Raw genomic sequence first — 20,204 nt, 5'->3', positions numbered from 1 at the left:
TTTTTCCGGAAATGAGGTAAATAACAGGTAAAAGCAACAGACGGTCAGTTGGTTCCAAAGGAGGGAGCACTGATGGAAAAGCGGACCATCGTCACAGCGTCGGCTGTCGTCTTTCTAATCATGGGGATTGCGATGGCAGTCTCGGCATTCGGATTCGGTCTTTACTATGGGGATCCTAATTTATTGCGAATTGTGATCTTCGGAGAAGTAGTAACAGCGATTTTTCTGATTCTGTTCATCCGTCGCACCAGTTCGTTTGCAGCCGTCGGCTTTTCCGAACTGAAAATCAGGGGACTGGTCTGGTACCTGCCGATTCTGCTGATTGTATTGTATCAGGTTGTCCTCGTCGTCAATGCATTGGTCGCGTCCTATAGCGATCTGTCGGCAACCACCGTTCAACTGGTCGCGATCATCTTTGTGACCTGCCTGTTCGTCGGTTTCAATGAGGAAGTATTATTTCGCGGGATCATCCTGCGGAATCTCCATCCGGAACAGCATCCATACCGGGCGATTGTGATCAGCGCCGCTTTGTTCTCGTCATTTCATCTCTTGAATCTGATTGCTTTCATACCACTAAGTGCGATGGTCTTTCAGCTCGGTAATACGTTTTTGTTCGGCTTGTTTTTTGCCCTGATTGCCTTGAAACTCAACAATCTGTGGCCGTTGATCTTGTTCCATGCTTTATGGGATTTTTCAAGTATCGCGGCGGAGGTATTGAATGTGAACTTGACGATTCCCTCTCTCGTTGCGCAAGTATTTGTCGCGCTGGCGATTCTGATTCAGTTGCTGTTGCTCAAACGGCACGATCTCAGCCATCTGAAGCGACCGCTTACAACGTAAAGAAACAGCCAAGGAGCAGCCGGTACCGGTTGCTTCATTTTTTTGGAAAAAAGACTGTACAGCCGGAATTGATATGTAATATATTAGTTTTATGAAAACTCAACCGATTCAACGAACTTCCTTAAGTGAAGAAGTCTATCAACGATTGCAACAGCAAATCATTACCTTGACACTTGCACCGGGTCAAAAGCTGAACGACCAGGAGCTTGCGGAAGCGTTTGGCGTCAGCCGGACACCGGTCCGCGAAGCGTTGAAAAAACTGGAGGAGGAGGGACTCGTCGTCGCGAAACGGGGATCACGGACGAATGTCACGCTGCTTGACGCGACGCAGGCAAGGCAGACGTTTCCGATCGTCGCGACGCTGCATGCGCTCGCGGCACGTCTGGCGTTCCCGTTGCTGCAAGCAACAGACATCGAACAATTGATTGAGATCGAGCAAGCATTTGAAGAAGCGATTGAACGTCAGGACGCAGAGTCGGCCCTGCGACTCGATGATGCCTTTCACGGAGTGTTCCTCGAACGGAGTCAAAACGGTCAAGTGACGGAAACGCTGAACCGGCTGACGCCGCTGATCCGCCGGCTCGAGTATGCCCAATTCAGCCGCCACGGGCATGACTCGGTCACGGATCATCAAACCATCATCGAAGCGTGTCAAAACGGGGACATGGAAGCCCTCGTCCGTGCGACGGAACACAACTGGAACGGTCTCGGACGACATTTGGTCGCCGCCTTAGAGGAGGAACCACCATGCGGCCAATCGTGATCGGGATATTCGCGGCGATGTTTTTTGCCGTCACCTTCATCCTGAACCAGTCGATGCAAGGGAGCGGGGGGCACTGGATCTACAGTGCCGCCTTACGGTTTTATTTGATGTTGCCGCTATTGATTCTGATTGTCGCCTATCGGCGTCGGCTCGGTCGTGTCTGGTCGGCACTCCGGGAAGCGCCGCGTTTTTGGCTGACCTACGGGACGATCGGCTTCGGGATTTTTTACAGCGGCATTTGTCTTGCTGCCGATTATTCGCCCGGCTGGTTGATTGCCGGGACGTGGCAAGTGACGATTCTGGCCGGACCGTTGCTCGCACCACTCTTTAAGCAATCGATTCCCTGGGCGTCGCTGCGCTATTCGCTGCTGATTGTCGCCGGTGTTTGTTTGATGCAACTGTCGGTCGCGGAAGGACTGTCGCTTAAGACGCTGTTGCTTGGGATTATTCCGGTCCTTTGTGCCGCGATCGCCTATCCGCTCGGCAACCGGAAGATGATGGAACGGTACGGCGACGAACTCGACGTCTTTGACCGGATTCTCGGGATGACGGTGGCCAGTCTGCCGTTTTGGCTCGTGTTATCCGCGATCGCCTACATACAGGTCGGCTTACCGTCCGCAGGACAAGTCGGACAGTCGGGGCTGGTTGCCTTATTCTCCGGCGTCATTGCGACATCACTGTTCTTTTATGCGACGACACTCGTCCGGACGGAACCGGTTCGTCTTGCAGCCGTCGAAGCGACACAGTCGTTTGAAATCCTGTTCACCGTGCTCGGGGAGATGCTGTTTTTACACGCCGTGTTTCCGACCGGTCTCGCGTTGTTCGGGATGCTGCTTGTCATGCTCGGAATGACGATTCACAGTTTAAAGCAGGCCCAGTCAAAAGAAGTACCGGGAATATAATTATTTCAAATACCATATGTAATTACAATTACTTAGAAAAGAGGATATAGGATGGTCTTAACCGGTACACTCGTCAATACAGGATTAATCATTGTCGGAACATTACTTGGCTTGCTGTTCCATAAAATCCCCGAACGGATGAAGGAGACGGTCGTTCAGGCAATCGGTCTTGCCGTCGTCGTCCTTGGTGTCCAGATGGGACTGAAGAGTGAAAACTTCCTGATCGTCATCGGCAGTCTTGTTTTAGGAGGCGCAATCGGCGAATGGTTACGGATTGATGAAAAATTGAACCGGGTCGGTGAATGGCTTGAGCTGAAAATCGGTCGGGGCCGTCCGTCAAACATCGCAGAAGGATTTGTCACGGCAACGCTGATTTTCGTCATCGGAGCGATGGGGGTGCTTGGCGCACTCGACGGCGGCTTGCGGCAAGATCATGACGTGCTTTATACGAAAGGTCTGATTGATGGCTTCACAGCACTTGTCCTCAGTTCCACCCTCGGCATCGGGGTGATTTTCTCGGCCATTCCGGTTCTCGTCTATCAAGGGGCGATTGCCCTTGGTGCCGTTGCCATTACGCAATTCGTTCCGGACGCCATTCTCCAACAATTTATCGTCGAGATGACGGCGACGGGCGGAGTGATGATTTTAGCGATCGGCTTGAACCTCGCCGGCATCACGAAAATCCGGGTCGCGAATCTCCTACCCGGTATCGTGATGGTCGCATTGATCGTGACTGGTTTGGAACTGTTTGGTTTTAACTGAAACTTAAAAGACATCCGTTTGCACTGTTGATTTCGGTCAGCAGCAGGCAAACGGATGTCTTTTTTAACGGATGGTTTGTTCCAGTTCAGAAATATGGTGCTCAAGCAGCCGGTGCCCGTCATAGTGAAACGTGTGGAGCTGTGGTGTCGTCTGTTTTAAGACGTGCGGCAGGTAAGTCTTCAGATTACTGATGACACCGGTATTGTCCGGGTCGAGGATCCAGTCGAGTTGTTTCCAGTCGAGAATGCCTTCCCGGGTCGCGAGCGGTGTCACGAGGAGCTGATCAGGCGGAAGTTCGGCAAGGAACAAATAAATCCCGACCGTCGCCTCTGCCTGTAAGAGGATTGTCCCGGCGAACTGGACGTCCGGTACCGTAAGACCGGTTTCTTCGAACGTTTCCCGGGTGACGGATTCCGCCGGTGACTCACCGGCTTCGATTTTACCGCCGACCCCGTTCCACATCCCCATCGCCGGTTGTTTTTGCCGGTTCAGCAGCAACCACTGATCGGCCTGTCGGATTAAACAGATTGTATAACGATACAAGCATCATCACATCCTTAAAAAAATTCGTGTTTCCAGGCGGCATACTGGTCGTCAGACGTGACCGGTTGAATCGTTTTCTTGCCGTCGGTCCAGGTCGTCAACGCCTGTCGTGTCAGAATACGGTGTCCATCGGCCTTACGGATGGCGAGCAGACTGCGTTTGTTGAAGGGGGAAGCCTGATGCTCCTGGATGATCTGTTCCATGTCGGATAGAGCAGCCGGTTCGATCGTCTGTTGCGTGTAGAAATGGTACCCGATGACAAACTCGTCATCCTGACCGGTCCGTAACATCTCCAGCTGATAACCGGCACCGTTCGGGGCAATCCGGTAGTTGCCGCTCGGTGATGTGATCGTTTCTCCGGTCAGAGGAATTGGGCGTAAGGCGAGATTGACACCGAATCCCGTATCGACGAGATAGGTCTGCTCCTGGTGCGACAGCAGGACAGCAACGTGGGTCGGACCGGTCGCGGACCAGACGTCATTTTCCTGATCGAAGACGGTCGCCTTGAGAAGTGAAACGTCAAACCCTTTGATTCGTAACACTTCGTACAGCAAATGGTTGAGATCATAACAGACACCGCCCGCCTGACGTTCGATGAAGGTCTGTCGTAGTCGGTTCTGGTCAAACGGAACCGACTCTTTTTTAAGAACCGCTGCATTATCAAACGGCAGGTGATAGGCAAAGGCTTCAAGCAGCGCCGGTAAATCGGCAAACGTTAACGTATGACCGAGCGGATAATGGATCCGGCCGGCTACGTCTTTAATAAATGTAGACAAGACAATTCCTCCTTTAATCGATGATTCCATTATCGCATATTCCCGTTCATGACAGGATACATGTTATCTGAAAATAATATTTGGTCTTTTGTTTCGTGATGAACTTTGTTATGCTGAAACAGGATTAATTAAGAATGATTCTCATTCCGGATGAAGAAGGAGGCTCCTCATGTTACGAAAACGAATGACCGGCGCATTAGCGCTTATTGTAATGAGTTGTCTGATGCTTGCGGCATGTGCCGGACAAGCGAAAGAAGAGACGACGAAAAAGACGCACGCTGTCACGCATGAAGCAGGAACAACGAACGTACCGGACCATCCGAAACGGATCGTGGCTCTTGAGTTCTCGTTCGTCGATGCCCTCGACGAACTGGGCATTGAACCGGTCGGCATCGCACAGGAAAACAAGGATGATGTATCGGGGCTGCTCGGTAAGAAGATTTCCTTTACGGAAGTCGGGACACGCCAGCAACCGAATCTCGAAGTCATCAGTTCACTGAAACCGGACTTGATCATCGGAGATTTCAACCGGCATAAAGGCATTTACAAACAACTGCAACAAATCGCACCGACGATCATCTTAAAAAGCCGGAACGCGACCTATCAGGAAAACATCGCATCGTTCAAGAGCATCGCGGAAGCCGTCGGACAGACCGATAAGATGGAGCAACGTCTGAAACTGCATGACAAGCGGCTCGCAGTTGCCAAACAAAAAGTCGATCCGGACGATCAACGCAAAATCATGGTCGGTGTCTTCCGGTCCGATTCATTGACGGCACACGGAGAGACATCGTTTGACGGGGAACTGCTTGAAAAACTCGGCATCGATAATGCCATCACGAAAACAGCGGAACCAACTGTGACGATTACGCTTGAGCAGATTGTCAAATGGGATCCGGACGTCATCTTCATGGCGGAAGCCGATCCGAAACTGCTCAACGAGTGGAAAAAGAATCCGCTCTGGAATCAGATCACGGCTGTGAAAAAAGGTGAAGTCTACGAAGTCAATCGTGACTTGTGGACCCGTTACCGCGGACTGGACGCAGCGGAACAAATCGTCGACGAAGCGATTCAACTGCTGTATCCGAAAAAACCATAAACGACGACACGAGCCAGAGGAATCTGGCTTTTGTTGATGAAAGGGGGATCCGTTGATGATTCGGAAAACACGATTGATCCGTTTGCTCGTTCTACTTATTGTGCTGATTGGACTCAGCTCCTATCTCAGTCTGTTTCTCGGCGTGACGACGATCCGGCCGCTCGAAGCCATCCGGGAATGGTCATCCGGTGATTTGTCAAAAGAAACATTGGTCCTGACGACACTTCGATTACCACGATTAGTACTGGGACTGATACTCGGGGCAAACCTAGCCGTCGCCGGAGCATTGATGCAGGCGGTCACCCGGAATCCGCTCGCCTCGCCGCAGGTATTTGGTGTCAACGCCGGCGCCTCGCTGTTCGTGGTTCTCGCGTTATTGCTGTTCCCGGCGCTCGGGACGGCCAATCTCGTGTACTTCGCTTTCCTCGGTGCAATGATTGGCGGGTTGCTCGTCTTTTCGTTTGCTTCCGTCCGCGGCATGACGAGTCTGAAACTGGCCCTCGTCGGGATGGCGATCCACTTGTTGCTGACGTCTTTGACGAAAGGGTTGATTTTGTTCAATGACCGGATCACGAATGTCTTGTACTGGTTATCCGGTTCGATCAGTGACAGCGGCTGGCTTGAAGTCCGGTTGATTGTGCCGTGGTCGATCATCGGCTTGATCTTAGCCTTAAGCCTGGCCAAATCGCTGGCCATTTTCCAACTCGGTCAGGACGTCGCCGTCGGACTGGGGCAAAACATCACCCGAATCCGGATGCTGGCAGCCGTCGCTGTTGTCTTGCTGGCCGGTGTGACGGTTGCCGTCGCCGGAGCCATCGGCTTCATCGGTCTGATGGTCCCGCACATCGTCCGGCGCCTGGTCGGGGAGGATTACCGGTATGTCCTGCCGGTGTCCGCGTTATGCGGCGGACTGTTGCTGACGTCTGCCGATGTCCTCGCCCGGTTCATCGCTTATCCCTATGAATCACCGGTCGGGATCGTGACGGCATTACTCGGGGCGCCGTTCTTCTTGTATTTAGCGAAACGTCAGACGAAAGGGGTGGCGTAAATGAACAGACTCCGTCAACAACCATGGCTTGGTCTCGTCCTCATGTCGCTCCTTGTCACTGTGCTCAGTTTTCTGTTGCTCGGCGTCGGTTCCGTCTACTTGAAACCGGGTGAAATCGTCGCAGCCCTGCAAGGAGATGGAAGTGCCTTCATCGTCTTGAACTACCGGTTGCCGCGGACACTTCTCGCGTTACTCGCCGGCGGTTGTTTTGCCCTATCCGGTGTTTTGTTGCAGGCGATCATCCGGAATCCGCTCGTCTCCCCGGACGTCATCGGCGTGACGAACGGAGCGGCCTTGTTTGCCGTTTTGACAATTGCGTTACTTCCGGACGGTCCGCTCGTTTTGACGCCGCTTGCAGCGATGGGCGGAGCGGCACTCGTGATGATTGCCCTGATGTTACTTGCCGATCACGGCAAGCTGCAACACAGTTCGTTTGCTTTGCTCGGCATCGCCGTCAGTGCGATTTGTGCGTCGGGAACGGAATATCTGTTGATCAAGTTTCCGCTCCAGACGAATGATTCACTCGTTTGGCTTGCCGGCAGTCTGTTCGGCAAAGGCTGGACGGAAGTGTATGTCCTGGCGCCGGTCTTTCTGATTCTCGGACTCGCCATCTGGTCTGGACACCGGCAACTCGATATTCTGTCACTCAGTGAAGACGCGGCGATCGGTCTCGGGTTACGGATGAAACGAACCCGGTATGTCTTTCTCGCGCTTGCTGTTGTTCTCGCTGGTGTCGCCGTCGCGATGGTCGGATCAATCGGGTTCCTTGGACTCGTTGCCCCGCATATGGCCCGACGTTTGATCGGTCACCGGCACCACCTGTTGATTCCGATGGCCGTTCTCGTCGGCGGCGGACTGTTGGTCGTCGCCGATGCGATTGGGCGCGGGATTCATCCGCCGCTTGAAATTCCGGCCGGATTGATCACAGCAATCATTGGTGTACCGTACTTCTTGTATCTGCTGCGGAAAAACCGCGCGTGAATGCGACCAAAACACACTGCCTTGTACCCGTTTCTCTGTTGAGAGACTGTGCGACAAGGCGGTGTTTTTTTGAGTTGAACAGTAAATCAATATCCGATATATGGTAAAATGAAATAGATTAGCAGATGCTGTCTATAAAAAAACTCAGACGAAGTGTTTAAAAACTATGACGTGTCGAGGTGCTGAATGAACATACACTTTGAAGAACTGAAAATGTACACGAAATTTGATGATTTAGCAGATGATTTACTGGATCTTGCAAAAGAGATTCTGCCGGAACAGCTGTTTTATTTATCAGCCATCAATGAGACCGAGCAATTGATCATTAAACTGTCCGAAGAGCAGACCCGGATGCCGGTCACAGAAGGAATGTTCATTGATTTGAATTACTCGCTCTGCCAACGAATCGATTTTCAAACGAAACAACCGCTTATATACGAAGATGTCACAAAAGACCGCAGTCTCGACGGCATGAGGGAAGTATTGGAGGGGGCGAATGTTCAGTCCTATTTAGGGATTCCGATTTCGCTTGCGAACGGAGAAAAGTTCGGTACATTGTGCGCCATCAATGATGAAGTCAGTTTGTTCGAGAGCAAGAGTATCGAGTTACTGCAACGGATCGTCCGCCTGTTTTCGTATTATCTGGAACTCGAGCGGTTTGCCTGGCGTGACATGTTGACGGATCTGTACAATCGGCGGTATTTGACACATCAATTCGACCAACATCCGCAGACGGAAGGGGCTTTGTTCTTCCTTGATTTGGACGGCTTCAAAAATGTCAACGATCTGTACGGGCACGATGCCGGGGACGCTGTTCTGCAGGAGGTCGCAAGGCGGTTGAAGTCACTGATTGCGGGACAAAAAGAAGCATATGCGGTCCGCTTGGGCGGAGACGAATTTGTCATTCGGTTTACGCACTTTGATTCTCAGCAAGCATTGATCGATCAAGCAGATGAAATTCTTGTCCGGTTGAGTACGTGGGACACATATGAACTGTCGACCAGCATCGGAATCGTCACCTACAAAGACGCTGACATCAGTCTGAAAACGCTGCTCCGCCAAGCGGATATCGCGTTATACGAAGCAAAATCATCAGGAAAAAACAGGTACAAACTGTTTACAGAATGATTGGCCGAACACATACAAAAGAAAACACCATGAAGTTCGACGTCTCCTTGACCGGAAGCGTACGAAACAGCATGGTGTTTTTGAATTGGCGTCAGACGGTCAATTCAATCGTCAGTCCTTCGGGATCAAGAAAGACACTTTCGTAGTAACCGTCACCCGTCAGACGTGGCCCGTCAAGCCGGGTATAGCCGTCCCCCTCCAACCGTGCCGTCAGTTGATCGACAGCGAAGCGGCTGCCGAGCGAAAAAGCAATGTGGGCATAACCGAACCGGTCGCGCGGGGCATCGTGGTCGATATCCGTCCGGTGCATCAACTCGAGCCGTGGGCCTGACTTAAAGTGGAGAAAGTAGGACGAAAATCCTTTGAGCGGATTATGGTACAACGCATTGGCCTGTGCCTCGAAATACGTTTCGTAAAAGGTTCTCATCCGTTCAAGATCCTTGACCCAGATGGCGATATGTTCAATTTTCATGAGAGCAGACTCCTTTTTGAATGATTTAGGAAGCGCGGGATAAGGCCCGTTTCGCAAGGACACGATTAAGCCGTTCGGAACAAAGCAACAGGAACAAGATCATCAAGAAGCCTGTCACCGGGAATAGCTGCAGCGTCAGGAACGAGGCGAGGACACCAAACAAAGGCGGTAGGAACGTACTGCCGCTGTAGGCGAAGGCCATTTGAACCCCCATCAAGCGTTTCGCCGCATCCTGTCCGAACCGGACCGGTGTCTCGTGCAACATGGCCGGATAGATCGGCGCAAGTCCGAGTCCGATCAGGATAAATCCGGTCAGCATCAAACCGTCGAATGGCAGGAAGAACAGCAGACTGCCGAGCAGAGCCGTCCCTTGCCCCAACCGGATCAACTGGCGGTTCGTCATCCGGAGCGATAAAAAACCGCTCAAAAACCGGCCGACGGTGATGCTGCCGTAATAGACGGAAATCCAGGTGGCCGCCGTCTCGACCGAAAACGACTTCACTTGGACAAGATAACTGCTGCCCCATAAACCGATCAGTGCTTCTGCACCGCAATAGAGGACAAATGAAGCGAGGGCGAACGGTAGACCGGTCAAACGCTTCGCCTGTGTCCCGTGTAAGGACAGATCTTCAGGTGGTGCTGCGATTGCGACCGGTGCCTGTTTCCAAAGCGGAACGCTTAAGACGAGCAGCAAGGCAAGACCGAACTGGACCAGAGCCACGGTCAAATAGCCGTTACGCCAGTCCCCCGATTCGCTCATCATCGCCGCCATGATTAACGGTCCGGTCGTCGCACCGACGCCCCAAAAACAATGGAGCCAGTTCATATGGTGCGCTTTGTAACGGGTCGCGACAAAATGATTGAGCGCCGCGTCGACGACTCCGGCACCGAGACCGAGCGGAATTGCGAGCAGAAACAGCCACAGTAACGAAGGGGCAAAATAAAATCCGAGCAGGCTGCCGGCCGTGATCGCGGCACAAAAGGCGGTGACATGACTCGTCTCAAACCGGTTGAGAATCTTGCCGCTGAACAGACTCGAGATGATTGTCCCGCCGGCAATCGTCATGAACAACCAGCCGGCGACTTCAAGATCCGCCCCGAACTCTGTCCGCATGACGGGCCAGGCGACGCCGAGTAACGAATCCGGTAATCCTAAACTGATGAAGGCAAGATAGATGATGCTGAGTAACCAGACTCCACTCATGTTGATGTCCCCTTTATTGGTTGTTCTGTCTGAAGTTGTAATCCGAGACGTGTCAAGCCGTTCAGATAATCGGTTTCCCAGTTACTCCGGACGAGCCGGGGAATATGGGTTTCCGGGATATAGCGGGCTGTTGTCGTCCGGATTTGTTCCAAATCTGACGCCGTCACTTCCGCGCTGTTAAAAATCAACAGATGCGGATTCAGTGTCGCGGCGAACGTCGCCGTCAAGCGGCTGATCGCATCAATCGTCCGGACATCCAAGGTGGTTTGCCGATTGGCAATCGCTTGTCCGAATGTCATCTTGTCGTATTGTGGGACGACGGAGATTTCACCGGCAAAATGACTGCTTCCGCGCACGAGCTGACCGTTGATCAAAATCCCGGAACCGGGACCGTTTTTTCCTAAGTACAAATAGATCAACGATTGTTGACGGTTCTGATCTGCTTCGTGGAATCCGACCACAGCCGCATTCATGTCGTTTTCGACGACGACCGGTAAGTGAAACTCGGATTCGAGCGTCTGTTTCAGATCGACCTGTTGCAGGGACGGATAGTCCGGTGCAAAAAAGACTTTCCCGTCTTCGACCGATGCTGCGACGCCGACACTTAAAAAAGTGATGCGCGGATCTTGCGCAAGCAACCGGTGAATTAGACGGACGAGAGCCGGAACGTGCGGGTGCTTGCGGGGAACCGATTCCGTTCCGTTCGTCAGCAACGTGCCGACAGCGTCGAAAATCCGGTAACCGATGGCATCGAGTTCGAGATAAAGCGCCAGTCCGTGAGTGTGATCGGCCCGGGAACGGTAGCGTTTGGCCGGACGTCCGCCGCTCGATACATCCGAATCCTCTTCGTCGACCTCACCATGCTCGATTAAAAGGTCCAAGTGTTTTTTGATTGTCGGAAAACTCGTCGAAAGCGTCCGGCTCAGTTCCGGGATTGTGTGAAGCCGTTCGAATAAGAGGGCTTGCCGCAAGCGGATTAATAAGTCCGTGTTCATACCAGCCATTCGGGACCTCCTTTCTACTTTTTAAAATATTTTAATAAGTACTCGGATTGAGTGTAGCAAGCAAAGACTCAAATAGCAAATGCTTTTAAAAATTTAAGCTGATTGTCGTAAGCGAAACAGGAAAGAAATGACATGGGTGATTTGAAAGGTGCGGAATGACTGGCAGGGAAATCGTTTAAAAATGAGGAAATATATATAATCGTAAGATGGTTCGATATCTCATCTAGAAAGAAGGGTTCTTATGAAATTATTGCTGACTTCAGGCGGCATTCAAAATGACAGTCAACGTCGTGCGCTCATTGATTTACTCGGAAAACCGATTGCGAAGGCACATGCACTCTGTATTCCGACGGCCGTTTACGGAATGAAAGAGGGTCCGTACCATGCGTACTCATTCATCACAGGAACCGGTTCAACACCGATGTGTGAATTAGGATTTCAGTCGGTGGGCGTTCTCGAATTGACGGCACTACCGAGTCTGGATGAATCACTCTGGGTACCGCTTATCGAACAGGCAGATGTGCTGTTGGTGAATGGCGGGGATCCGTTATTTTTAAACTACTGGATGAAAAAGTCGGGACTTGCAGAGCGATTGCCTTCGCTAAAAGCAGTCTACGTCGGATTGAGTGCCGGCAGTATGGTGCTTACGCCGCGGATTGGTCAAGCGTTCGTGGAATGGACACCACCTGATACAACGTCAGATGAAACCCTTGGATTAGTTGAATTTTCGATTTTCCCGCATCTGGATCACGAACTGTTACCGGAAAATACATTGGACGAAGCCGTCAAATGGGCGGCTGATCTCACAGGACCATCCTATGCGATTGATGATCAAACGGCGATTCAGGTTGTTGATGGCGTTGTGGAAGTGATTTCAGAAGGTCACTGGAAACGATTTGATTAAAACGGAGGAATTCATGGACATCACGACACAATTACATGTCGAACGAATCGAAGAGTGGCGCAATTGCTTGGAAAGTAACCATTTAACAGAGAACGAGATATGGCTCGTCTTTTATAAAAGGGATGCGCGTGACTACCAGCTGGGTTACATCGAGACGGTTGAGGAAGCGCTTTGTTTTGGCTGGATTGACGGAATCAGCAAAAAGATGGATGACTCAACAAAAGCCCAACGCTTTACGCCACGCCGTAAAAACAGTCACTGGACGGAACTGAACAAGGAACGCGTCCGTCGTTTGACGGCACTCGGAAAGATGCACGAACAAGGCAGAAAGGTCTTGCCGAATTTAGAGACACCGTTTGACATCGATGAAGCGATTCTCGAGGAACTAAAAAAAGACGCAGCAACCTATCAGTTTTTTAAGACGTTGCCCGATCTGTATGTCCGGGTCCGGATCAGTTACATTCAGGAGTACAAACCCGGTAGTCCGGAATATGAAAAACGCTTGGCCAACTTTTTGAAATACACGGCACAAGGAAAAATGCTCGGACGGTGGGATGACGGCGGGAAATTAACGGGGAACTATAGGAGAGACGACCGATGATATCTGATGAAAAGAAGAGACCAACTTTTGGTGTGAAACGGAAAGGACGGCACTACGAGTATAAGCAAAGTGTCTATGGCGTCGCATACGATCAGCGACAGCAGACATTTTTAACCGTCGAGACCAAATTAAATAATCTTTTGTTGCCGGGTGGAGGAATCGAGCGGGGAGAAACACCGGAGCAAGCACTTCACAGGGAGTTGCTCGAAGAGACCGGGTTTACGATTCAAATCGATGCGCCAATCGGCCGTGCCGAGCAGTACGTGGTGACACCAGACGGGAAAGCGATTCTCAACGACGCGTTCTTTTTTAAAATGACGTTACATGAACGGATACAAACAGCAGTCGAAGGGGACCACCGTTTGGTCTGGTGTGTCTTGCATGAAGTCGACAATCTGTTTCATGCTCATCAGGTATGGGCGGTCAGGGAAGCCGTCAACCGCCTCCTCTCCTGTCATTAATGTAGTACGCGTATTATTTAGTCTCTACTAATAAACATGCTCATTTTTACAGCAAATGAATATGTTTAACAGGAAAATGAACGTATTAAACATAGTCAAATGCGCTAAACATACTCAAAATCAATCAAAATGAGTATGTTTAGCGACAAATGAGTTAATTAATGAGTGAAATTCAGTTGACCCGTTACCGCTCATATTCGCGAAGTTTGTCTTCTAAAATCCGCAAGCGTTTGTGCATATTATAGAAAATCGGCAAAAATGCTACTGTTACAATCAGCAAAATTCCCATATCCATCCTCCTTTTCATTGCTAAATAGCCAATAATTAAAATGAGTTCAATGAGTATTATTTCATAATTTTTACTATTTTTACAAGTTCTCCTTTCGAGTGAAGTTTTTCAATTCATAACCGAGCCAGTTTTATAAAATCGGCGACAACAGGCGTGAGATACTTTCCTTAAAGCGGATCATCCGCGGACGGGCGGCATATTTTTCCCGGGTCAATAAGCTACTATCGGCGACGTCGGACAAAAAGAGCAGCTCCAACTCTTCCGCAATCGTCGCATCGTACAAAATCGCATTCATCTCGAAGTTCAACCGGAAACTCCGGGCGTCGATGTTCGTCGTCCCGACCGAGGCGATTTTTCCGTCGACGACAATTGTCTTGGCATGCATGAAGCCGATTTCGTACGTGTAAACTTCCGCACCGTGCTGAATCAGTTCACCAACCGCCGCGTACGTCGCCCAGTAGACAAACGGGTGATCCGGCTGGTTCGGAATCATGATTTTGAGCGAGACGCCGGAAGCCAGCGCAATCTGACAGGCATCCATGAAACTGGCGTCCGGAATGAAGTAGGGCGACTGGATGTAAACCGATTTTTCCGCCGAGTGAATCATTTGAATCAGCATGTTTTTCAAATATTCCGTCTCGGACGTCGGTCCGGACGTCACGATTTGAACCGGTACCCGCTCCGTCGTCACTTCAAGCGGTGGAATCGGGGCGGTCGACCAATCGGTCCGGTCGTTACTTGCCGCGTCCCAGTCCTGTTCAAAATGAAATTCGAGTTCTTTGACGACGGGGCCGAGGACCCGGAGGTGTGTATCCCGCCAGTAGCCGAACTGTTCGTCTTCTCCGAGATATTCCGAGCCGACGTTAAAACCGCCGATGTAACCGATTTGCCGGTCGATCGTACAAAGTTTCCGGTGATTCCGGTTGTTGATGCGTAAGTTGAAGATACCGAGCGGCGAGGAGAAGAAGGAGCGGACTTCACCACCATCTTGTTTGAACGCTGCGAAGTCCTTCGCTTTGAGTTTCCAGGAACCGACGGCGTCATACAGAATCCGGACCTTGACGCCGCGTTTGGCCTGTTCGAAGAGAGCATTTAACAACCGGTCACCGAGCGGATCGCGTTTTAAGATAAAGTACTGGATGTTGATTTCGACTTGGGCGCTCTGTATGTCAGCGACCAACGTATCAAATTTCTGGTTGCCGTCGAACAGCGTCCGGACATCGGTTGCTTCCGTCAACAGGGCTCCTGACGTCCGGTTCGCCTGAATCAACTTCCGGTACGGATGAAGCGGTGATTCCAGGTCAACCGGATCATTGGTTTGAAGCGTCAGTTGTTGTTCGCGTGAAATCCGGCGGTCTTCCGGGATGTGATAAAAGGAGTCCTGCTTTAACGAACGGCCGAACAGTAAGTAAATCAAAAAGCCGATGACGGGTAAGAAAAAGAGAATCATCAACCAGGCCCAGGTTGCACTGACATCGCGCCGCTCAAAAAACAGGATGGCGATTGCCGCAGCGACGTTGGCGATTAACACGACGTAGAGCAAAATCGTCAAGATTAGGGTATAGTCCATCAATACGAACACCTCGTTTTCAGAAAGAATGACTTCGACGGGAGGGAAAACACATGTTTTCGGAATGGATCCGGTTCATCTCGAGTATCTTGTTCATCCCGATTTCGGATGATTTGCTGGTCATCCGCCAAATCAGCAGCTGGTTACGCCAGGATCAAGCACTTATCCTGATTTTTTTATCCGTCTGGTCCGCCTGTTTCGTGTGTTTTAATCTGTTTTACGGCATTCCCCGTTTTTTTCGTGAACTGCCTGTCTTTCAAAAGGCCTTGACGAATAAACATCTCGTAAAAGCCGAAGTGATTCTGCAGGAAAAAGGAACGGTCGCCATCGCGATGTCATTTTTCCTGCCGGGTGTCCGGCGTCCGATTCATTATATGGCAGGACTGCTCGCCTATCCGTATCGCCCGTATGTGCTTGTCACGCTTGCCGGAACCGGCGTTTATGCGTTGCTTTGGACGATTCTCGTCAACCGGCTCGGTGCATTTGGTCTGTTGAACCGGTTTTCGACGTGGTGGGCGACCCACGGTGGTGTCATCCTGTTACCCGGTCTGCTGATCCTGACTTGTTTGTTAGGTTGGATTTTCCGGGACACGATCCGGAACTGGTTTGTCCGTCCGTAATGCCATTTTCCGGAGTTGCGCGAGTTTAATGATGTTGAGAACCGTCACCTTTGCAACGGCGTAAAAGGGAACGGCCAGCAACATACCGAGAATTCCCGCCAGTTGCCCGGCGACGAGCAGGACGACCGTAATCGTAATCGGATGCACCTTCAACGATTTTCCCTGAACAAGCGGGGAAATGACATTGGCGTCGAGTTGCTGGACGATCGTGATACCGATGATGACATACAACCCTTTGATTGGTTCATCCAAGAAGCCGATCAGGACGGCCGGCGCCGCACCGAGAAACGGTCCGAGGTACGGGATGATATTCGTCGCGAAGATGAACAGACCAAGCGGTAAGAAATACGGGACATCGAGCCACCAGAGGACAAGTGTCGCGAGACTCCCGACGAATGTACAGACGATCAATTGCGCCCGGACATAGGAACGGATCGTCCCGTTCATGTCTTTTAATATCAGCAGGGCTTCCTTGCGGTAACTGATCGGGATGAACTGGACGAGCGCGTTCGGTAATTTTTTTCCATCGACCAACATGAAGACGTATAAAAAGAGGGCGATGAATAATGTGAAGACGGTCGAGGCAATCAACTGAATCAGCCAAAGCACGGAACCGGCAATCGAGGAAAAGACGTTTCCAAGAATGGCGGTCGCGCTTTTCATCGAGCTGTCGACCGATGAAAACTGGCTCTCGAGTGACGGAATCGACGTCCCGTACTTGGCGTAGAGGGACAGGGACTGGCGGTAGAGCCGTTCAGCAAAACCGGGGACGGCACTGATGAAGGCGAAGAGCTGTTTCGTAATCAGCGGGAATAAGGTCAAGAGAAACAGAATGACAAGGGCAAACAACAAAAGCAAGACGATAAAAATCGCCAGTTTGCGCGAACGCAGACGGCGTTCGAGTGAATCGACGAAACCAACGGAGAGGTAAAATAAAATTCCGGCGATGATGAACGGGGTGAAGATCGTCGTAAACAGGACGAGTAACGGATAAAAAAGAAAGTCGACCTGTCGTGCCATATAGATGATGCCAAGTACAAGCAGGATGAACAGACCGATGCGAAAGGAACGATTGGAAATCAATCCGGACAAGGCAATCTCCTCCCTCGAAAATAAGTGGCATGTTGTATCCTTTCCCCGAAACCGCCGGAAATAGCGTGAAAATTCTGAAAGATATGTGCTTTTTCACATTTAATTGTTATTTGCTTCAAAAAAGGGGTAATCATAAATTAACTTCGATTCATTGTTCAGACATGTGTCATGCCGTCATCGTTCAGCAGACCTGAAAGCCACTTCCGTTAAGGGAGGTGAAGCGGTTGGCGCAAGTGAAAGATCCGGTCATCGAAGACCGGTTGTTGCAACGCTCCATTTTTAGTTCTCTTTTCTTATCGGTATTTGGCATTGCAGCCGGATTCCTTCTTTCTTCCTCCTTTGTTCTGTTTGACGGACTTTATGCTTTGCTGAGTGTCGTCTTAAGTGTTTTTTCGCTTCGAGGTGGCCGGTTCATCACCGTCAAGGATGATGTCCACTTCCCGTTTGGCAAAGAATCATTGGAACCCATTCTTGTTTTCTTTCAATATCTCATCGTCTTTCTCCTACTTATCTACGCATTTGTCGCTGCCATCGACACGATTCGTTCGGGTGGTGATCCGGTCGAACTGGGATTTGTCATCGGCTATCTGACAATCAGTGCCTTGATTGCGCTTATCGTATACCGCCACCTGAAGCAACTCAACCGGTCCGCACGCTCGATTTTAGCGACAGCGGAAGTTGAACAGTGGCGTCTGACGGTCATCATGGGCGTCGGTGCCGTCGTCGGTTACGGAATCGCCGGTATGGCGATCTGGTTGTCTTTTGAAAACGTCGCCCGGTACGTCGATCCGGTCATGCTGATGCTGATTGTCTTGTTTTTGGTCCGTTATCCGGTCAAGGAGATGGTTCAAGCGATGCGGGAAATGCTGGGGATGTCGACGAGTGAACGGTTGATGATCGATATCAAACAGAGTGTCGCTACAATCGTCGATGAATACGAAGTCGATGATATGTACTTGCGGATTTCCAAAACAGGCAGTCTGATTTTCATCGAAATTGATCTGATTGTCGCCAAAAACTACCGCTACGATTCGATTCTGGAACAAGATTTGATTCGTGAACAGATCGACGCGGCACTTGAGTGGTTGCCGCAAACCAAGTGGCTCACCGTCGCGTTTACGGCTAATCGTAAATGGGCGGAATGAATAGGAGGAACTCCGATGTCAACGACACGACTGATCCAAGAATTCATGGAACTGGTTCAAATCGACTCCGTATCCTATGCGGAAGGTCCGTTTCAACAGGACTTGATCGGGCGTTTTCAGGTGCTCGGTCTGACGATCGACGAAGATGCGACGAAAGAAAAGACGGGACTGGGCGCCAATAACTTCGTTGCTCGGCTTGACGGAGACACGTCGATTGAACCGGTCTTTTTCTCGTCGCATATGGATACGGTTTCTCCCGGTCAAGGCATTCGTCCACTTGAACGGGACGGACGGATTCAGTCCGACCAAACGACGATCCTTGGTGCGGACGATAAAGCGGGAATCGCCATCATGCTGGAGTTGGTCAAACGGTTAAAAGAACAGCAAATCCGGCACGGTCCGATTGAATTCATCCTGACAGCCGGAGAAGAAGTCGGGCTCCTCGGTGCAAAAGCCGTCGATATGTCGATGCTGCAGGCGAAATTTGGTTACGTCCTCGATAACGGCGGACCGGTCGGCGGCATCATTACGACGAGCCCGTCGATGTACCGCTTGGATATCCGACTGACCGGTCGCGCTGCCCATGCCGGACTTGAGCCGGAAAAAGGGATTTCGGCGATTGAAGTCGCGGCCCAAGCAATCAGCCGGATGAAACTGGGGCGAATCGATCACGAAACGACGGCGAACATCGGTCAGGTGAAGGGGGGGACGGCGATGAATGTCGTCATGGAACACCTCGAGCTTGTCGCGGAAGTCCGCTCGTTTGATCATCAAAAGTGTCTCAATCAGGTCGAAGCAATCGAAACGATTTTAAACGAGGAGGTGACACGATTCGGCGCTAAACTCGACTTCAAGGCGATACCGCTCATCACCGGCTATCATTTTGAAGACACCCATCCGTTGCTCGCACATGCCAAACACTGTCTGGAAACCATCGGTCGTCCTGCCCGGTTTGAACGGAGCGGCGGTGGGACGGATGCCAACGTTTTTAATGAACAAGGCAAAGTCGTCGTCAATGTGTCGATCGGTTATGAAGAGATTCATACGGTCGAGGAATACATTCCGATCGCCGAGTTCGAACAAGCCGTCGTTTTTGCCTTGGAACTGGTCCGGCAGATGCCGTCCTTCCCAGATCCGTCAGCGTAAGGGGGGCCGGATGATGAAACTGTTCCGTGAAACCGTTTTGATTATCCTGGCCATTTTTGTCCTCGCTGCCGGCATCAATCTGTTTTTAGGACCACATCATGTCGCAGCGGGCGGCGTCACCGGAATCGGGATTCTGCTCGAAGAAGTATTGGGCATTGACCGTTCGATTGTCGTCCTGGTTCTCAATCTGTTGATGTTACTGTTTGCCTTCGTGTTTTTAGGCAAAGAAGTCTTCTTAAAGTCCGTTCTCGGCAGTTTGATGTTGCCACTTGCACTGGGAATCATTCCGGAAACGATGATTGTCTCCGACCGCTTCTTTTCGGTCGCCTTTGGCAGTGTGCTGTTTGCAATCGGTGTTGCGACGCTTTACTGGTTCGGAGCGTCCAGCGGTGGGACGACGATTCCACCGTTGATTTTCCACAAATACTTTAAGCTGAACACATCCGTCGGCTATTTTTTGACCGATGCGACGATTGTCGTCTTTAACATTTTCGTTTTTGGCCTGGAAGAGTTTTTGTTTGCGGTCGCCTCGATCGTCATCACGACGTTTGTGATGGGGTATATCGAAATCGGGCTTGAACGGAAAAAAGCGATCTTCGTCACGAGTGAGTTGCATGCGGACGAGATTCGCAATTACCTGCTGACGTCGCTTGACCGGGGGATGACCGTCTTCACCGTCGAAGGCGGCTACTCGGGAGAACAGAAGAAAATGCTGATGGTCGTCATGAAACGTTCCGAATATGCCGCTGTCATCCGGGCAATCCATCAAATTGACCGCGGTTCCTTCATCATTGTCTACAATGTCGCCGACGTTCATGGTCTCGGGTTTAACTACCAACCGGTCGTCTAAAAGG

At 51.0% G+C, this 20,204-nt stretch carries 22 protein-coding genes; 15 read left to right on the top strand and 7 right to left on the bottom strand.

What is annotated here, in order from left to right; genetic code table 11:
* Positions 1 to 72 precede the first annotated feature (72 nt).
* From DVG79_RS06180 to DVG79_RS06165, 4 genes are all read left to right on the top strand, one after another.
* Positions 73 to 840, top strand: coding sequence for a CPBP family intramembrane glutamic endopeptidase (locus DVG79_RS06180; protein WP_114595937.1), 768 nt, complete (start codon positions 73 to 75; stop codon positions 838 to 840).
* A gap of 91 nt (positions 841 to 931) precedes the next feature.
* A complete protein-coding gene (locus DVG79_RS06175) occupies positions 932 to 1,603 on the top strand; it encodes a GntR family transcriptional regulator (RefSeq protein ID WP_114595936.1) in 672 nt (223 codons plus the stop codon).
* A complete protein-coding gene (locus tag DVG79_RS06170; protein WP_114595935.1) occupies positions 1,588 to 2,505 on the top strand; it encodes a DMT family transporter in 918 nt (305 codons plus the stop codon). Before DVG79_RS06175 ends, DVG79_RS06170 begins: the two co-directional genes overlap by 16 nt.
* A 51-nt stretch (positions 2,506 to 2,556) precedes the next feature.
* The gene (locus tag DVG79_RS06165; RefSeq protein WP_114595934.1) at positions 2,557 to 3,267 is read left to right on the top strand and encodes a DUF554 domain-containing protein; all 711 of its coding nucleotides are present in this window, start codon (positions 2,557 to 2,559) and stop codon (positions 3,265 to 3,267) included.
* A 63-nt stretch (positions 3,268 to 3,330) separates the two neighbouring features.
* On the opposite strand, the gene DVG79_RS06160 is transcribed toward DVG79_RS06165, so the two are convergent.
* Complete coding sequence (locus tag DVG79_RS06160) at positions 3,331 to 3,810, bottom strand: NUDIX hydrolase (RefSeq protein ID WP_114595933.1); 480 nt, start codon at positions 3,808 to 3,810, stop codon at positions 3,331 to 3,333.
* A gap of 14 nt (positions 3,811 to 3,824) precedes the next feature.
* Positions 3,825 to 4,586, bottom strand: coding sequence for an arylamine N-acetyltransferase family protein (locus DVG79_RS06155; protein WP_233494538.1), 762 nt, complete (start codon positions 4,584 to 4,586; stop codon positions 3,825 to 3,827).
* Positions 4,587 to 4,755: 169 nt separating this feature from the next.
* Here DVG79_RS06155 and DVG79_RS06150 point away from each other — a divergent pair, with 169 nt between their 5' ends.
* The 4 genes from DVG79_RS06150 (at position 4,756) to DVG79_RS06135 (ending at position 8,842) form a co-directional block, all read left to right on the top strand.
* A complete protein-coding gene (locus tag DVG79_RS06150) occupies positions 4,756 to 5,685 on the top strand; it encodes an ABC transporter substrate-binding protein (protein ID WP_114595931.1) in 930 nt (309 codons plus the stop codon).
* Between the two features lie 55 nt (positions 5,686 to 5,740).
* A complete protein-coding gene (locus DVG79_RS06145) occupies positions 5,741 to 6,733 on the top strand; it encodes a FecCD family ABC transporter permease (protein WP_114595930.1) in 993 nt (330 codons plus the stop codon).
* Positions 6,734 to 7,714: a FecCD family ABC transporter permease gene (locus DVG79_RS06140; protein WP_114595929.1), complete on the top strand. Its 981-nt coding sequence runs from the start codon at positions 6,734 to 6,736 to the stop codon at positions 7,712 to 7,714.
* 186 nt (positions 7,715 to 7,900) lie between these two features.
* On the top strand, positions 7,901 to 8,842 hold the full coding sequence (locus tag DVG79_RS06135) for a sensor domain-containing diguanylate cyclase (protein ID WP_114595928.1): 942 nt from the start codon (positions 7,901 to 7,903) through the stop codon (positions 8,840 to 8,842).
* A 91-nt stretch (positions 8,843 to 8,933) separates the two neighbouring features.
* On the opposite strand, the gene DVG79_RS06130 is transcribed toward DVG79_RS06135, so the two are convergent.
* Genes DVG79_RS06130 through DVG79_RS06120 form a run of 3 tightly spaced genes read right to left on the bottom strand, consistent with a single transcriptional unit; the run spans position 8,934 to position 11,522 of the window.
* Positions 8,934 to 9,314 (bottom strand): VOC family protein, encoded by a 381-nt coding sequence (locus DVG79_RS06130; RefSeq protein WP_114595927.1) that lies wholly within the window; start codon positions 9,312 to 9,314, stop codon positions 8,934 to 8,936.
* 25 nt (positions 9,315 to 9,339) lie between these two features.
* The gene (locus tag DVG79_RS06125; protein WP_114595926.1) at positions 9,340 to 10,518 is read right to left on the bottom strand and encodes an MFS transporter; all 1,179 of its coding nucleotides are present in this window, start codon (positions 10,516 to 10,518) and stop codon (positions 9,340 to 9,342) included.
* Complete coding sequence (locus tag DVG79_RS06120) at positions 10,515 to 11,522, bottom strand: ROK family transcriptional regulator (RefSeq protein ID WP_114595925.1); 1,008 nt, start codon at positions 11,520 to 11,522, stop codon at positions 10,515 to 10,517. Before DVG79_RS06120 ends, DVG79_RS06125 begins: the two co-directional genes overlap by 4 nt.
* Before the next feature lie 241 nt (positions 11,523 to 11,763).
* Between DVG79_RS06120 and DVG79_RS06115 the strand changes: the two genes are divergently transcribed.
* From DVG79_RS06115 to DVG79_RS06105, 3 genes are read left to right on the top strand one after another with little or no spacing between them, the layout of a single operon-like run.
* Positions 11,764 to 12,426: a Type 1 glutamine amidotransferase-like domain-containing protein gene (locus DVG79_RS06115; RefSeq protein ID WP_114595924.1), complete on the top strand. Its 663-nt coding sequence runs from the start codon at positions 11,764 to 11,766 to the stop codon at positions 12,424 to 12,426.
* A 13-nt stretch (positions 12,427 to 12,439) separates the two neighbouring features.
* Positions 12,440 to 13,027 (top strand): YdeI/OmpD-associated family protein, encoded by a 588-nt coding sequence (locus DVG79_RS06110; protein WP_114596562.1) that lies wholly within the window; start codon positions 12,440 to 12,442, stop codon positions 13,025 to 13,027.
* The gene (locus DVG79_RS06105; RefSeq protein WP_114595923.1) at positions 13,024 to 13,488 is read left to right on the top strand and encodes an NUDIX hydrolase; all 465 of its coding nucleotides are present in this window, start codon (positions 13,024 to 13,026) and stop codon (positions 13,486 to 13,488) included. The genes DVG79_RS06110 and DVG79_RS06105 overlap by 4 nt, the downstream gene beginning before the upstream one ends.
* A 419-nt stretch (positions 13,489 to 13,907) precedes the next feature.
* Here DVG79_RS06105 and cls read toward each other — a convergent pair whose 3' ends face one another.
* The gene (gene cls, locus DVG79_RS06100) at positions 13,908 to 15,347 is read right to left on the bottom strand and encodes a cardiolipin synthase (protein ID WP_114595922.1); all 1,440 of its coding nucleotides are present in this window, start codon (positions 15,345 to 15,347) and stop codon (positions 13,908 to 13,910) included.
* A gap of 53 nt (positions 15,348 to 15,400) precedes the next feature.
* Here cls and DVG79_RS06095 point away from each other — a divergent pair, with 53 nt between their 5' ends.
* Positions 15,401 to 15,967 carry a DedA family protein gene (locus DVG79_RS06095; RefSeq protein WP_114595921.1) on the top strand — a complete coding sequence of 189 codons (567 nt, stop codon included), beginning with the start codon at positions 15,401 to 15,403 and terminating at the stop codon, positions 15,965 to 15,967.
* Here the strand turns inward: DVG79_RS06095 and DVG79_RS06090 are convergent.
* Positions 15,917 to 17,059: an AI-2E family transporter gene (locus tag DVG79_RS06090; RefSeq protein ID WP_114595920.1), complete on the bottom strand. Its 1,143-nt coding sequence runs from the start codon at positions 17,057 to 17,059 to the stop codon at positions 15,917 to 15,919. The genes DVG79_RS06095 and DVG79_RS06090 overlap by 51 nt on opposite strands.
* Positions 17,060 to 17,292: 233 nt before the next feature.
* Between DVG79_RS06090 and DVG79_RS06085 the strand changes: the two genes are divergently transcribed.
* From DVG79_RS06085 to DVG79_RS06075, 3 genes are read left to right on the top strand one after another with little or no spacing between them, the layout of a single operon-like run.
* The gene (locus DVG79_RS06085; protein WP_233494579.1) at positions 17,293 to 18,204 is read left to right on the top strand and encodes a cation efflux transmembrane domain-containing protein; all 912 of its coding nucleotides are present in this window, start codon (positions 17,293 to 17,295) and stop codon (positions 18,202 to 18,204) included.
* Positions 18,205 to 18,219: 15 nt separating this feature from the next.
* Positions 18,220 to 19,350 (top strand): M20/M25/M40 family metallo-hydrolase, encoded by a 1,131-nt coding sequence (locus DVG79_RS06080; protein WP_114595918.1) that lies wholly within the window; start codon positions 18,220 to 18,222, stop codon positions 19,348 to 19,350.
* A 10-nt stretch (positions 19,351 to 19,360) separates the two neighbouring features.
* Positions 19,361 to 20,200 (top strand): YitT family protein, encoded by an 840-nt coding sequence (locus DVG79_RS06075; RefSeq protein WP_114595917.1) that lies wholly within the window; start codon positions 19,361 to 19,363, stop codon positions 20,198 to 20,200.
* Positions 20,201 to 20,204 lie beyond the last annotated feature (4 nt).

Source organism: Exiguobacterium sp. RIT594, from assembly GCF_003339585.1.
In the GTDB taxonomy this organism is placed as follows: Bacteria; Bacillota; Bacilli; order Exiguobacteriales; family Exiguobacteriaceae; genus Exiguobacterium_A.
The sequence above is the reverse complement of the archived record's forward strand: the minus strand, read 5'-3'. Positions and strand labels throughout refer to the sequence as shown.